Origin of the sequence: Bradyrhizobium sp., assembly GCF_035484855.1 — a bacterium.
Taxonomy (GTDB): Bacteria; Pseudomonadota; Alphaproteobacteria; order Rhizobiales; family Xanthobacteraceae; genus Bradyrhizobium.
Window position 1 is genome coordinate 18,707 of sequence record NZ_DATHOP010000026.1, and the last position, 13,515, is coordinate 32,221.

The following is a 13,515-nucleotide window of genomic DNA, read 5'->3' on the forward strand; positions in this document are numbered from 1 at the left end:
CGACTTGTTGGTCTTTGCGACAGAGCCGCCGGTCGAGCCGGCCTGGGCAAATGCGGTTGCACTCGCCCCAAGGCAAGCCAGCATTCCCAATAGAAGTATCGATGCAATCCAACGGCCCGCTTGGCTCAGCCCTGACATGTCGCGTCCTCCCGCGGCAGAGTACCCACCGCCGCATTTGTTGCAACGGTGTTGAACGGGCTTTCGCGCGTCTCGGGCTCAACTCGGGCGTGCTGCTCTCTTCCGGTACGGAAGCGGTTGTTGTAGCGTTGCTTGAAGAAGCGCGAAGCGTCACGGGTCCGACATTGAAAAACAGTGTGGGCAAACCAGGGGGATGGAAATGCATCGAAGTGTCTGCCTGTCTTTGGCTGTCGTATCCATTTTGATCGGCTCCGGCGCGCGCGCCGACGATGTCCGCAGGGTTGTGACCGGACTGGACGAGAGGAATCATGCGGTGGTCTTGTTCGACAGCCGCATCCCGCTGAAACGGGATAGCCCGGTGCTTTCATCCACCAATTTCTGGATCACCGACAGCACGCCGCCGAGCTTGTCCAAACAGGATACGGCCAACCGGCCGATCGGCGTTTCGCCCCCCGACAACGGGACGAAATTCCGTCTCGTCGAGTTCGCCCCGCTCGATCCGGCGACCGAGGCGAAATTGCCGCCGGAGATGATCATGAAGGGTGTCAGCCACCCTCCGGAAAAGGGCATCCCGGTCAAGCATCCGATGATGCATCGGACCCGGACGCTGGACTACGCCGTCATCCTCTCGGGCGAGATCGACATGATGCTGGACGATACTTCGGTTCACCTCAAGCAGGGGGATGTGATCGTGCAGCAGGCGACCAATCACGGATGGGTCAATCACGGCGCCGTGCCGTGCCGGATTCTGTTCGTGCTGATGGATTCGAAGGAGCCTTGAAAGGGCCAAGGCGCGCCGCCGCCGCTCCCGTTCGGATCACTGCGGGAGCAGGTCGGGTGCGTGTTGCAGTGCCGACATGGCGGACCGTCTTGCCGCATGCCTGCAACTGACGGACGGGTAACCCTTGCCTCCAAATTGCCTTGCTCTCGTCTTCCGGTTGGGAGACAATCGAACTCGATGGAGGTCGCGTATGGAAAAGAATTCCTGGTTGGACCGAGATTATGAAGTCGCGACAGCCTTCGACCTCAGGAAGATTGCGCTTCTGTTGCTGGCGCCGCTTGTGATCGCCGGCGCGCTCACAGCGCTCTATCTGGTCATGCACACGCCGGCGAAACCGTGGTGACCCTATCCAGGGCTTCGTCGAGGCGGCATCTGCGGAATCGGGTTTGTTGCTCCGACCGCCTGTTTGATCCCGCCCGGCGGTGCCATCATCGTTCCCATTACCCTTCGCCTGAATTCCGCGCCTGACGCGGCCTAAGGCGGGGATACGGAAAATCAGCTTCCACCACGGGTCTTCTCGAGGGGCGGTCCGAAAACCGGGTACTGGTATGCGTCGAAACTATGCGTTTCTTGCGATCCTCTGCGGGCTGGCGATGGCAGTTCTGTTCCTCGCCATTCACCTCTTCACCCTCTACATCGCTTATCCCGGCGGCGCAGGGCAGACGCTGCTGACCTTGCTGCTTCCTGTCGCCGCGCAAATCTATTGGATCTTTCACATCGAGCACCTGACCGGGACGTTCCTCAACGCGCTGACCGTGCTTTGCCTGGTGTGGGTTGTGCTGGCGATCTCCACCTTCGCCCTTTCCCGCGCGTCCCGAGAGACGGCTTAGAAGTCGTCTGGCTTGCGCGTTGGCGCAGCGCGGGATTTGGCGTTGTTTCGCCCGCAGCCGGCACCAAATCGTGTTATCCGGCGCGGTCGGTTTCTGCCCGCAGCACCAGTTGTCCGAACTGACCGATGGAAATCCCGCAGATGCCGCCCGCCGCTTTGACCAGCGCATCCAGCAGGCGGGCGTGACGATCAGGCGTCAGCAGCTGCAATGCTTCCAGCCCGAACGCACCCGTCAGGATGATGGCGGCAATCAGAAACAGGCGCCTCGGATACGCTAGCGCGAACGCGATCCCGACAAAGGCAAAGGCCGCGAAGCGCTCGAGCTGCGGGCCGGCAATGACGGGACGGTGATTGATCGGGGACAGCGTCGCGTAGACAATGAAGGCGAGCGCCAGCCAGCCTGCAACAGAGGATATCCTTTGGATCATCGCGGGTTGATAGGCTACAACGCCATCGACCTCAACCTGTTGGCGGGCCCGGCACGGCGGTTCCAGCAACGAAATGACCGAACATCGTTAACCCTCGCGTCAGCAACGCAAGCCGCCCCATGAGCCTGACCTACGTCATCCCCGACCTTCATGGCCGCTGCGATCTGCTCGACGAGGCCCTGGCGGAGATATCGGCGCGTTCGCGCGGGCAGGCCGGCGTCATCGTCACGATCGGTGACTATGTCGACAAGGGGCCGGACAGCAAGGGCGTGATCGATCGGTTGTTGCCGGGTGCGATCGGCGACTTCAGCCTGGTTGCGTTGAAAGGCAACCATGATGCCATGATGGTCGAGGCGCTACGCGATCGTTCGAAGATGGCGGCGTGGCTGGACAAGGGCGGCGACGCGGCGCTCGCCTGCTATGGCGGGGACCCCGCCGCCGTGCCGCCCTCCCACATCGCCTGGCTCGACGGGCTCAAGCTGATCCATGTCGATGCGCACCGTCTCTACGTTCATGCCGGCGTCGATCCGCAAGTTCCCCTGGACCGGCAGAGTGCAACGACGCTGCTGTGGAAGCGCTATGCCAAAGGATATCCTGATGGCTTCGGCAAGTTCCACGTCGTCCATGGTCATGATAATTTCCCGGACGGCCCGCTGCTTTACGAAGGCCGCAGCAATCTGGACACGCTGGCCTGGCGGACGGGACGGCTGACGGTCGGCGTGTTCGACGACGACAAGCCCGGCGGTCCCGTCGATCTCCTGGTGATCAGGGGCAGGCCGGCCGCACCTTAGAGCGTTTTCGAGCGAAAGCCTGCCCCGCACTTGATGCGGGGTGGTCACCGGTTCGCGTGACGAAAACGCGTCAAAACAAGAATCTAGAGCCCCGTTTCGATTCCATCGAAACGGAAAAGGCCCTAGCCGCAGTCCTGCGCGGCTATTGGGGCCTCCGATTCGGCATGTTAGGTCTCTCGGTCGGCCGGCCGCCGGGTCGTGCGGCGGCGAGGGTCGAGCAGCCGGAAATACCGGTGATGGAGAAAAAGTAACATTGCGATGTGTGCCTGTTCATAGCCCGTTCACGCCGGCAAGGCTCATTTGATGCCGGAATTCTTGCAGCTCATTTGCGGAGGCCAAGGTGCGCCTGCTCGTCGTTGAAGACGATCCCGATCTCAACCGCCAACTCACCACGGCGCTGACGGATGCCGGCTACGTCGTCGATCGCGCCTTCGACGGCGAGGAGGGGCACTATCTCGGCGACAGCGAGCCCTACGACGCCGTTGTACTCGACATCGGCCTGCCCAAGATGGACGGCATCTCGGTGCTGGAGGCCTGGCGCCGCAACGGGCGTTCGATGCCGGTCCTGATCCTGACCGCGCGCGACCGCTGGAGCGACAAGGTGCAGGGCTTCGATGCCGGCGCCGACGACTATGTCGCAAAGCCCTTTCACCTCGAGGAAATCCTGGCCCGCATCCGCGCGCTGCTGCGCCGGTCCACCGGCCATGCCCAGTCCGAGCTGACCTGCGGACCGGTCGCGCTCGACACCCGCACCGGCCGGGTCAGCGTATCCGGCAATCCGATCAAGATGACGTCGCACGAATACCGGCTGCTCGCCTATCTGATGCACCATACCGGGCGCGTGGTCTCGCGCACCGAGTTGGTCGAGCATCTCTACGACCAGGACTTCGACCGCGACTCCAACACCATCGAGGTTTTCGTCGGCCGTATCCGCAAGAAGCTGGATGTCGATATCATCCAGACGGTGCGCGGGCTCGGCTATCTCCTGACGCCGCCATCGCCCGGCACCTGATCAAGGCTGTTGATCGGGCGCCGGTCTTGTTCTCTTGTAAGAGCATGAACCTGTCCGAAACCCGGCATCCCTGATGCGCGCCAGCTCGCTCGCCACCCGGCTGTTCCTGTCGGCGACCGCCTGGGTGGTGGTGATCCTGCTCATCACCGGGATCGTGCTGTCGTCGGTATACCGCGACGCCACCGAGCGCGCCTTCGACCGAAGGCTCAACCTCTATCTCCGCACCCTGATCGCGGAAGTCGCAACCCCCGACGAGCCGCCCGATCATCAGTTCCAGTCGCTCGGCGAGCCGTTGTTCGAACTGCCGCTGTCGGGCTGGTACTGGCAGATCACCCGCACCGATTCCGAAAAGCCGGACGTGCGCGCCTCGCGTTCGCTGTGGGACAAGAAGCTGCCGAAACTCGAGGATAACGGCGCCGACTTGACCGCGGCCGGCATCCGCCTCGGCTATGTCGAGGGTCCCGAGGGCCAGAATTTGCGCATGGTGGAGCGGCCGGTCGATCTCGGCGCCGATGGCAAGTATCTCGTCAGCGTGGCCGGCGACGCCAGCGAGATCTTCGACGAGACCCGCACCTTCGACTATTACCTCGGCGGCACCTTCGCCGCGTTGTCGATCGTGCTGGTGCTGACCACGATCTTCCAGGTCCGCTTCGGGCTCGCGCCGCTGAAGCGCATTTCGGAATCGATCGCCGATATCCGCTCCGGACGCGCCGAGCGGCTGGAAGGCGAGTTTCCGGTCGAGATCGCGCCGCTGGCGCGCGAGACCAACGCGTTGCTCGACGCCAACCGGGAAATCGTCGAGCGCGCGCGCACCCATGTCGGCAATCTTGCCCACGCCATCAAGACGCCGTTGTCGGTCATCGTCAACGAGGCTGCGACGCATGCCGCCGATCCCTTTGCGAGCAAGGTTCTGGAACAGGCCGATGTGATGCGCGACCAGGTCGCCCATCATCTGGAACGCGCCCGCATCGCCGCGCGGCTGACCATCATCGGCACGGTCACCGAAGTCGCGCCCGCCATCGAGGCATTGCGGCGGACCATGGAGAAGATCCACCGCGGCCGCGGCATCGCCATCGAAGTCAAGGCCGACCCGCGCGCAAAATTTCGCGGCGAGCGGCAGGACCTCGAGGAAATGGCCGGCAACCTCGTCGACAACGGCTGCAAATGGGCGGCGTCGCAGGTGTTCGTCGAGGTGCTGGCGGAACCGCCGCGCGAGCCCGGCGCCGGCCCGAGCTTGCGGATCATCGTCGATGACGATGGACGCGGGTTGTCGGAGGCCGAGCGTGCGCAGGTGTCGCGCCGCGGCCAGCGGCTGGACGAGACCAAGCCGGGTTCCGGGCTGGGACTGTCGATCGTCATCGATCTGGCGGCGCTTTATGGCGGCAGCCTGACCCTCGGTAACGCACCGATCGGGGGATTACGGGCGGAACTGGTGCTGCCGGGAGTATGAGAGCCGCTCATCTCGCATCGCAACGGACGATTTCCGACCGGCATCGGCTCCGCTGTGGCGTCCGTCCATCTTGCTATTCCTAACGACTTCTTAACGCCGGGGCTTTTATGATGGGGGGTGGACGGTTTTGCCGCCCGCGCAACACAAGCCTGCTTTCCGGACGCATGAGCCAGACATCGATCGAGCGGCTGAGGGATTATCTCGTGCAGCTTCCGCCGCAGTCGCAGGCGCTGCTGATGCGGGAATTCGAGCGTGCCATCGAGCGCGGCGACGACACCACGGTTGCCACCATCGCGCTCGAGCAATTGCGCAAGATCGTGCGTGGAGCCGACGAGGAGGCGCGGCCGCGCACCGACGATCCGGCGCGGTTGCTGTTCCGGCCGCTCGAGGCGTTTCTGGTCGAAAGCAATGTTCCGGTACGGCCAGGCCAGATACGGCGCTCGTCGCTGCTTCCGGTGTGGCAGTGGCTGAACCGCGACGGCGCCCCGGAGCAGGCGCGCGAATTCGACGCGACGCTGGCCGGGATACGGGAAACCGGTTCCTCGCAGGATCTCGAAGTGGCGGTCCGCAAGCTGCAGCGCGCCGCGGCCGATGCGATCTTCAAAATCACCGCGCCCGGCGGCGACAAGCAGCGCGCGCTCGCCCGTGTCGGTCATCCCGAGGTGATCGAGGACCTGCTGCCGATCGGCTCGGTGCTGCACGCCCGCGAGGCGCTCGACACCTTCAGCAGCAGGGTGCCCAGCTATTTGCGGGTTTTCGCCGAAGCGCAGATTGCTTCGGTCGGAACCGCGCTCAATGTTGCCGCGCTGCAAACGCCGCAACTGCTGCCGTTTGCGCTGTCGCTGATCGTCCAGCGGCTGACCGCGCCGTGGCAAATCATCCGGCTTGCGATCAAGATGGCCGCGTCCGACGATGAAATCCGCGTTGCCGCGACGCCCTACGGCATCGCCGTCACGATCGCGCTGCACGATCTGTCTTGCCTGGCGGCCAGTCTGCGGACCGATATCAAGCGCGGCCATTTCGAAAATGTCGCCGAACAGCTCAAAACCCTCCATGACGGCGTGCGTGGCTTGCGCACCGAACTCGACCTGCGCAACGATTCGATCTGGGGCAGGCAATTGGCGGCGATCCGCGCCGATATTTCAAACGCCGTGCAGTCGGAGATCGACAGCGTACCCGGCCGTGTCCGGCGCCTCTTACGTCAGCGCGCCGACAAGGACATTGCCCCCGGTGCCAGGGTCGACGCCGGCGAGGTCGACGAGACCGCCGCGCTGATCGATTTCGTCGCGGTGTGCCGGACCTATGCAAGCGAACTGGCGATCAACGAGGTGACGCTGCGCACCTATTCGGACCTGCAGCAATATGTCGAGCACTCCACCGAGGCGCTGGTGCAATCGCTGCGCGGCGGCGACGCCAAGGCGCGCGCCTATCGGCAGATGCAGGTCGCCGCGGCGATCCGCTTCTGCGACGTCCTGTTTGGCCACGACTACGCCTCGCTGATGAGCCGGGCCGCCGAAAATGCCGTGACCGGCGAACGCAAGCCCTCGCGCGCCAGTTAGAAAAATAGTGCAAGGCTCCATTCACAAGTTGTAGTTGACCGAGCCGCGTGGGAAACATACCGTTTTTGGTATGAATGCAGTGATCAATATCGTCGAACTCGAGAATCAGGTTGTCTCGGCGACCTATCGAAACCTGATGGTGAGGGCGAAAGTCGTCGTCGTCAACAAGACCAGCGGCGAACAATTGCCCGATCCGGTGGTCACGATCGCCTCTCCGGCCCCTGTGGGCGCTTTCAGGATCAGGCTGCCGGAGTCGGTCGAACCGGGAACCTATTTCCTCGGAGCGCTCAACGGCCGCGGCGAACATGCGGCGAAAAGCGCCGAGTTCGAGGTCGGCTGACGTCGCGTTTTGCCGGATTCTTGGGGCTTTGTTTGCCATATTGGCGAATCGGGAATTGTTATTTGCCGCGATCGGCGCCCGTGGTGTAAAGCGGCCCATCGGCGCTTCGCCCGTGAGCGCCGCGTGGTCGGAACCGACTTGATGACGTTGTGGTTTTTGTTCGCCCTGATGACGGCCGCGGCCATCTTTGCCGTGCTCTGGCCGCTGCGCCATGGCGGCGGTCCGCCCCGCGACGGCAACGAGGCGGCGGTCTACAAGGACCAGCTCGCTGAAATCGACCGCGACGTGGCGAGCGAGCTGATCGGGCCGTCGGAAGCGCAGGCTGCGCGCGTTGAAATCAGCCGCCGCCTGCTGGCGGCGGTCGACAGCCAGCGCGATACCCTTGGTGCCTCGAATATCCGCTGGCGCCGCATGGCGGCGGTAATCGCGTTGGTCGGGCTGCCGGTCGTGGCGATTGCGCTCTATGTTCCGCTCGGCTCGCCGCAGCTCGGCGATTTTCCGCTTGCCGAACGCATCCGAGCCCCCGGCGCCAACCAGCCGCTCGACAATCTGGTGGCGCAGGTTCAACAGCACCTGGAAAAGAATCCGGATGACGGCCGCGGCTGGGAGGTGCTCGCGCCGGTGCTGTCCAGGCTCGGCCGTTTCGACGAGGCGGCTCGCGCCTATCGCAATTCGATCACCTATAATGGCGACAGTGCCGAGCGGCGCTCCGCGCTCGGCGAAGCGCTGGCCGACGCCGCCGGCGGCGTTGTCACCGCGGAGGCGAAGGCCGAATTCGAACACGCCATCGCGCTGAATGCGGACGAGGCGAGAGCGAACTACTTCATCGGGCTTGCCGCCGAACAGGACGGCCGCGCTGCCGACGCCGCATCGATCTGGCGCACGATGCTCGAAAAGGCGCCGCAAGGCGCGCCGTGGCGTCCACTGGTCCGCTCCGCACTGGCGCGGGTCGGCGGCGGCTCGACCGCCCCCGCACTGTCGGATGACAAGATGGCGGCGGCAAAGGACATGAACGAGACTGATCGCAACGCCATGATTCGCGGCATGGTCGAACGCCTCGCCGGCCGCTTGAAGCAAAACGGCGACGACGTCGAGGGATGGCTACGGCTGGTGCGAGCCTATATGGTGCTGGGTGACCGCGACAAGGCGATAGGCGCGCTCAAGGATGCCCGTCAGGCGGTGGCCAACAACGCCGAGCGATTGAGGCAACTCAATGAAGGCCTGAAGGATATCGGGCTCGATGGATGAGCATGATGCTGAAACTCGTGCGGTGGTGCACCTAGAGGCCAAATCATGACGCGCAAGCAGCGGCGTTTGACGGTCATCGGCGGCTCGCTGGCAGTGTTTGCGCTGGCACTCGCGCTGGTGCTGAACGCGATGCGCGATTCGATCCTGTTTTTCTCGACGCCTTCGATGGTGGCCGAGAAGCATGTGCCCGCGGGCCGGCGCTTCCGGCTCGGCGGCCTGGTGGAGCAGGGCTCGGTGATGCGCGCCGCCGACCATGCCGTCAGCTTCAAGGTCGGCGACGGCAGCGCCACGCTGCCGGTTTCCTACAAGGGAATTCTGCCCGATCTGTTTCGCGAAGGTCAGGGCATCGTCGCCGAGGGCGCGCTCGACGCCTCCGGCGTGTTCAGGGCCGACACCGTGCTGGCCAAGCACGACGAGAACTACATGCCGAGGGACCTTGCGGACGCGCTGAAGAAGCAAGGCCTCTGGAACGACGAACACGGCAAGAAGCCGGATGCCGAGGCGAAGCCTGCGGCCATTCAGGGAGCGTCGCGATGATCGCCGAAGCCGGACATTACGCGCTGGTGCTGGCGCTGGCGCTGGCGCTGATCCAGTCCACCCTGCCGATTCTCGGCGCACGTCTGCGCGATCCCGCCTTGATGAATGTGGCGCGCTCGGCCGCGCTGGCGCAGCTCTTGTTCGTGGCGGCGTCATTCGCGGCGCTCGTCACCCTGCACGTCACCTCGGATTTCTCCGTGGTCAACGTGTTCGAGAATTCGCACTCCATGAAGCCGATGATCTACAAGATCACCGGCGTATGGGGCAATCACGAAGGCTCGATGCTGTTATGGGTATCGATCCTCGCATTGTTCGGCGGTCTCGTCGCGGCCTTCGGCAATAATCTGCCGCTGTCACTGCGCGCACATGTGCTGGCGGTGCAGGCCTGGATCGCCAGCGCGTTCTATCTGTTCATCCTGATCACCTCGAATCCGTTCCTGCGCATCGCCGATCCGCCGATCGAGGGCCGCGACCTCAATCCGGTGCTGCAGGACATCGGGCTCGCCGTGCATCCGCCGATGCTCTATCTCGGCTATGTCGGTTTCTCGATTTCATTCTCGTTTGCAATCGCAGCCCTGATCGAGGGGCGGATCGACGCGGCGTGGGCGCGTTGGGTGCGGCCCTGGACCCTGGTGGCGTGGATATTCCTCACGCTCGGCATCGCGATGGGTTCGTATTGGGCCTATTACGAACTCGGCTGGGGCGGCTGGTGGTTCTGGGATCCGGTCGAGAACGCTTCGCTGATGCCCTGGCTCGCCGGCACCGCGCTCTTGCATTCGCTGGTGGTGATGGAAAAGCGCAACGCGCTGAAGGTCTGGACCATCCTGCTTTCGATCCTGGCGTTCTCGCTGTCGCTGCTCGGCACATTCCTGGTGCGCTCGGGCGTTTTGACCTCGGTGCATGCCTTCGCGACCGATCCGACCCGGGGCGTGTTCATCCTGCTGATCCTGTGCCTCTTCATCGGCGGCAGTCTCTTGCTGTTCGCCTGGCGCGCCTCGGCGCTGAAACAGGGCGGCCTGTTCGCGCCGATCTCGCGCGAAGGCGCACTCGTGCTCAACAATCTGTTCCTCACCACCGCCTGCGCCACGGTGTTCATCGGAACGCTGTATCCGCTGGCGCTGGAAGTCCTGACCGGTGAAAGAATCTCGGTCGGCGCGCCATTTTTCAACCTCACCTTCGGACCGCTGTTCGTGCCGCTGCTGGTGGCGGTGCCGTTCGGACCGCTGCTGGCGTGGAAGCGCGGCGACCTGCTCGGCGCGGCGCAACGGTTGACCGCAGCCGGCGTCGCCGCGCTCGTCGCCATTGCCGTGCTGTGGGCCTGGACGACCAGCGGCAGCGCGTTCGCGCCGCTTGCGATCGGGCTCGGCGTATTCGTCATTGCTGGTGCGCTGAGCGACCTTGCCGAGCGCACCGGCCTGTTCCGCATGCCGCTTTCGGTTGCGATGCGGCGCGCGCGCGGATTGCCGCGCTCGAACTGGGGCTCGGTATTCGCCCATGCCGGCGTCGGCATCGCCCTGATCGGGATCGTGTGCGAGACGACGTGGAACAGCGAATATATCGGATCGATGAAGCCCGGCGATGTCGCCAGGATTGCCGGTTACGAGTTGACGCTCGACGGCATCCGGCAGCAGCAGGGACCGAACTATAACGAGATGGTCGCGCAGTTCACCGCCAGTCTGGATGGCAAGCGACTCAGCGTGATGACACCCTCGAAGCGCAATTTCACCACCCGGGGAGCCACCACCACCGAGGCGGCGCTGCTGACGCGCGGGGCAAGCCAGCTCTATATCTCGCTCGGCGAACCTGCCGCCGATGGGTCGATCGCGGTGCGCATCTATCACAAGCCGATGGTGCTGCTGATCTGGTTTGGTCCGGTGCTGATGGCGTTCGGCGGCATGCTGTCGCTGTCGGACCGTCGGCTGCGCGTCGGCGCGCCGAGGCCGGCGAGAGCGCTGCGCGGCTTGCAGGCGGCGGAGTGATCGCATTGAGGAAAATCCTTGCCCTGGTGTTTGCCGTTGCCGTGATGGCGGCATCGTCCGCCGCCTGGGCCGTGCAGCCCGACGAGATCATGGCCGATCCGGTCAAGGAGGCGAGGGCGCGCGCGTTGTCGCAGGAATTGCGCTGCATGGTGTGCCAGAACCAGTCGATCGACGATTCCGAGGCGCCGCTGGCGCGCGATTTGCGCTTGCTGGTGCGTGAGCGGCTTGCGGCCGGCGACAGCGATTCCCAGGTGATCGATTTCCTGGTCGCCCGCTACGGTCAATTCGTGCTGCTGAAGCCGCGGCTGGAGCGGCAGACGTTGCTGCTGTGGCTGCTGCCGCCGTTGGCGCTCTTCGGTGGCGGGATCGCGCTGTGGCTGCACAGCCGGCGGCGCGCCGGCCTGGCGGCGGAAGCGACGGCGAGTCTTTCGCCCGACGAGGAGGCGCGGCTGGCGGCGCTGATGTCGGACGAGGCGTCCGGGGAACAATCGGCCCAGCCCCTGCGATAAGCTGCCCTCGCCCTGCGATGAACCGTTTTCGCCCTGTGATAAGCCGTTTTCGCCTGCGATAAACTGCCGCATTCATTCGGCCCTTCATTACAAAAGTTTAATTCCGCCGCCAGCGCGCCGTAAGGCGGAAATACCCATGTTGGGTCGAGCTAATCAGCTCGCCCCGCACGCTAGATTCTGGCCCTGGAGATCTCCGTATGCACGACCGTCCGACCGATCTTTCGTCCCGTCCGCCGTTCCGGGCACCCCGCCGTTCGCTGTTCTCGGCCCGCAAATTCGCGCTGATGGCCTCCGTGGTCGCCGGCCTCGGCGTCGCGGTCTACGGATTTGCGCCCTCGCACGGCCCGGTCGATCTTTTCAGCAGCCCCGCGCACGCGCAGGTCAACAATGAAGTCAGCAAGGTCGAGAAGCCGATCGGCTTTGCCGACATCGTCGAGCGCGTCAAACCCTCGGTGATTTCGGTCAAGGTCAACATCAACGAGAAGGTAGCCAAGGACGACAACACCGGCAACGACGATTCGCCGTTCCAGCCGGGCTCGCCGATGGAACGCTTCTTCCGCCGCTTTGGCGGACCCGATGGCCTGCCCCCGGGCCTGCGTCCCCGCGGTCGTGGTGTCATCACAGGCCAGGGTTCCGGCTTCTTCATTTCCGCCGATGGCTACGCCGTGACCAACAACCACGTGGTTGACGGCGCCGACAAGGTCGAAGTCACGACCGACGACGGCAAGGTCTACAAGGCCAGCGTGATCGGTACCGACGCGCGCACCGATCTGGCGCTGATCAAGGTCGAGGGCGGTTCCAATTTCCCGTTCGCCAAGCTTTCCGACGGCAAGCCGCGGATCGGCGACTGGGTGCTGGCGGTCGGCAATCCGTTCGGTCTCGGCGGCACCGTGACGGCCGGCATCGTCTCGGCGAGGGGCCGCGACATCGGCAACGGCCCGTATGACGACTTCATCCAGATCGACGCGCCCGTGAACAAGGGCAACTCCGGCGGTCCGGCGTTCGACACTTCCGGTGAAGTGATGGGCGTCAATACCGCGATCTATTCGCCGTCCGGCGGCAGCGTCGGCATCGCGTTCTCGATTCCCGCCTCGACGGTCAAGAATGTGGTTGCGCAGCTCAAGGACAAGGGCTCGGTCAGCCGCGGCTGGATCGGCGTCCAGATCCAGCCGGTCACGCCCGACATCGCCGACAGCCTCGGGCTGAAGAAGGCCGAAGGCGCGCTGGTAGCGGAACCGCAGGCCAACGGCCCGGCGGCCAAGGCCGGCATCGAATCCGGCGATGTGATCACCAAGGTCAACGGCGAGACGGTCAAGGATGCCCGCGAACTCGCGCGCACCATCGGCGGTTTCTCGCCCGGCACCGCAGTGAAGCTCGACGTGCTGCACAAGGGCGAGGACAAGGTCGTCAACCTGACTCTCGGCCAGTTGCCGAATACGCTGGAAGCCAAGGCCGACACCGATAACGACGACAAGGGCGGGGTGACCCGCGGCACCGACGTGCCCAAACTCGGCCTGACGCTTGCGCCCGCCAACAGTGTCGCCGGCGCCGGCAAGGACGGCGTCGTGGTGACCGAGGTCGATCCGAAGGGCGTCGCCGCCGAGCGCTTCAAGGAAGGCGACGTCATTCTCGAAGTCGCCGGCAAGACGGTTGGCAATGTCGCAGACGTGAGCGAGGCGATCAAGTCCGCGCGCGCCGACAACAAGAACAGCGTTCTGATGCGGGTCAAGAGCGGCGGCTCGATGCACTTCGTGGCGGTGCCGCTGGCGAAGGGCTGATCGCCCCGAGTTTACGAGATGGAGGGTGTCGCCGGCATTAGTCGCCCCCGCCGACGGCTCTTTCCGGGGAGCGGGTGAAGACCCGCTCCCGCTGGTTACCTTCCGGTGGAACAAGCCCCCCTCCGTCGGAAGGTTC

At 64.5% G+C, this 13,515-nt stretch carries 14 protein-coding genes; 13 read left to right on the forward strand and 1 reads right to left on the reverse strand.

The window, feature by feature from the left end:
* Positions 1–337 precede the first annotated feature (337 nt).
* From VK804_RS02940 to VK804_RS02950, 3 genes are all read left to right on the forward strand, one after another.
* Positions 338–919 carry a cupin domain-containing protein gene (locus tag VK804_RS02940; protein WP_325367650.1) on the forward strand — a complete coding sequence of 194 codons (582 nt, stop codon included), beginning with the start codon at positions 338–340 and terminating at the stop codon, positions 917–919.
* A 190-nt stretch (positions 920–1,109) separates the two neighbouring features.
* On the forward strand, positions 1,110–1,262 hold the full coding sequence (locus tag VK804_RS02945; RefSeq protein ID WP_325367652.1) for a hypothetical protein: 153 nt from the start codon (positions 1,110–1,112) through the stop codon (positions 1,260–1,262).
* 205 nt (positions 1,263–1,467) lie between these two features.
* Complete coding sequence (locus VK804_RS02950) at positions 1,468–1,749, forward strand: hypothetical protein (protein WP_325367654.1); 282 nt, start codon at positions 1,468–1,470, stop codon at positions 1,747–1,749.
* Between the two features lie 73 nt (positions 1,750–1,822).
* Here VK804_RS02950 and VK804_RS02955 read toward each other — a convergent pair whose 3' ends face one another.
* A complete protein-coding gene (locus VK804_RS02955) occupies positions 1,823–2,245 on the reverse strand; it encodes a VanZ family protein (protein WP_325367656.1) in 423 nt (140 codons plus the stop codon).
* 50 nt (positions 2,246–2,295) lie between these two features.
* Here VK804_RS02955 and VK804_RS02960 point away from each other — a divergent pair, with 50 nt between their 5' ends.
* The 10 genes from VK804_RS02960 (at position 2,296) to VK804_RS03005 (ending at position 13,379) form a co-directional block, all read left to right on the forward strand.
* On the forward strand, positions 2,296–2,967 hold the full coding sequence (locus VK804_RS02960; RefSeq protein ID WP_325367658.1) for a metallophosphoesterase: 672 nt from the start codon (positions 2,296–2,298) through the stop codon (positions 2,965–2,967).
* Positions 2,968–3,307: 340 nt separating this feature from the next.
* On the forward strand, positions 3,308–3,979 hold the full coding sequence (locus tag VK804_RS02965; RefSeq protein ID WP_325367660.1) for a response regulator transcription factor: 672 nt from the start codon (positions 3,308–3,310) through the stop codon (positions 3,977–3,979).
* 73 nt (positions 3,980–4,052) lie between these two features.
* On the forward strand, positions 4,053–5,429 hold the full coding sequence (locus tag VK804_RS02970; protein WP_325367662.1) for an ATP-binding protein: 1,377 nt from the start codon (positions 4,053–4,055) through the stop codon (positions 5,427–5,429).
* A gap of 164 nt (positions 5,430–5,593) precedes the next feature.
* Entirely contained in the window at positions 5,594–6,988 is a 1,395-nt protein-coding gene (locus tag VK804_RS02975; RefSeq protein WP_325367664.1) for a hypothetical protein, read from the forward strand.
* A gap of 70 nt (positions 6,989–7,058) precedes the next feature.
* On the forward strand, positions 7,059–7,328 hold the full coding sequence (locus VK804_RS02980) for a hypothetical protein (RefSeq protein ID WP_325367666.1): 270 nt from the start codon (positions 7,059–7,061) through the stop codon (positions 7,326–7,328).
* A gap of 141 nt (positions 7,329–7,469) precedes the next feature.
* Positions 7,470–8,576 (forward strand): c-type cytochrome biogenesis protein CcmI, encoded by a 1,107-nt coding sequence (gene ccmI, locus VK804_RS02985; protein WP_325367668.1) that lies wholly within the window; start codon positions 7,470–7,472, stop codon positions 8,574–8,576.
* A 45-nt stretch (positions 8,577–8,621) separates the two neighbouring features.
* Positions 8,622–9,113, forward strand: a complete 492-nt coding sequence (gene ccmE, locus VK804_RS02990; protein WP_325367670.1) for a cytochrome c maturation protein CcmE — start codon at positions 8,622–8,624, stop codon at positions 9,111–9,113.
* On the forward strand, positions 9,110–11,092 hold the full coding sequence (locus VK804_RS02995; RefSeq protein WP_325367673.1) for a heme lyase CcmF/NrfE family subunit: 1,983 nt from the start codon (positions 9,110–9,112) through the stop codon (positions 11,090–11,092). Before ccmE ends, VK804_RS02995 begins: the two co-directional genes overlap by 4 nt.
* Positions 11,093–11,136: 44 nt before the next feature.
* Positions 11,137–11,601, forward strand: coding sequence for a cytochrome c-type biogenesis protein (locus VK804_RS03000; RefSeq protein ID WP_414642701.1), 465 nt, complete (start codon positions 11,137–11,139; stop codon positions 11,599–11,601).
* Between the two features lie 197 nt (positions 11,602–11,798).
* The gene (locus tag VK804_RS03005) at positions 11,799–13,379 is read left to right on the forward strand and encodes a Do family serine endopeptidase (protein WP_325367677.1); all 1,581 of its coding nucleotides are present in this window, start codon (positions 11,799–11,801) and stop codon (positions 13,377–13,379) included.
* Positions 13,380–13,515: the final 136 nt, after the last annotated feature.

Excerpts from the sequence above, each read along its gene's own strand:
- VK804_RS02940 (WP_325367650.1), top strand. The coding sequence starts at position 338 with ATGCATCGAAGTGTCTGCCTGTCTTTGGCTGTCGTATCCATTTTGATC.
- VK804_RS02945 (WP_325367652.1), top strand. The coding sequence starts at position 1,110 with ATGGAAAAGAATTCCTGGTTGGACCGAGATTATGAAGTCGCGACAGCC.
- VK804_RS02950 (WP_325367654.1), top strand. The coding sequence starts at position 1,468 with ATGCGTCGAAACTATGCGTTTCTTGCGATCCTCTGCGGGCTGGCGATG.
- VK804_RS02960 (WP_325367658.1), top strand. The coding sequence starts at position 2,296 with ATGAGCCTGACCTACGTCATCCCCGACCTTCATGGCCGCTGCGATCTG.
- VK804_RS02970 (WP_325367662.1), top strand. The coding sequence starts at position 4,053 with ATGCGCGCCAGCTCGCTCGCCACCCGGCTGTTCCTGTCGGCGACCGCC.
- VK804_RS02975 (WP_325367664.1), top strand. The coding sequence starts at position 5,594 with ATGAGCCAGACATCGATCGAGCGGCTGAGGGATTATCTCGTGCAGCTT.
- VK804_RS02980 (WP_325367666.1), top strand. The coding sequence starts at position 7,059 with ATGAATGCAGTGATCAATATCGTCGAACTCGAGAATCAGGTTGTCTCG.
- ccmI (WP_325367668.1), top strand. The coding sequence starts at position 7,470 with ATGACGTTGTGGTTTTTGTTCGCCCTGATGACGGCCGCGGCCATCTTT.
- ccmE (WP_325367670.1), top strand. The coding sequence starts at position 8,622 with ATGACGCGCAAGCAGCGGCGTTTGACGGTCATCGGCGGCTCGCTGGCA.
- VK804_RS02995 (WP_325367673.1), top strand. The coding sequence starts at position 9,110 with ATGATCGCCGAAGCCGGACATTACGCGCTGGTGCTGGCGCTGGCGCTG.
- VK804_RS03000 (WP_414642701.1), top strand. The coding sequence starts at position 11,137 with ATGGCGGCATCGTCCGCCGCCTGGGCCGTGCAGCCCGACGAGATCATG.
- VK804_RS03005 (WP_325367677.1), top strand. The coding sequence starts at position 11,799 with ATGCACGACCGTCCGACCGATCTTTCGTCCCGTCCGCCGTTCCGGGCA.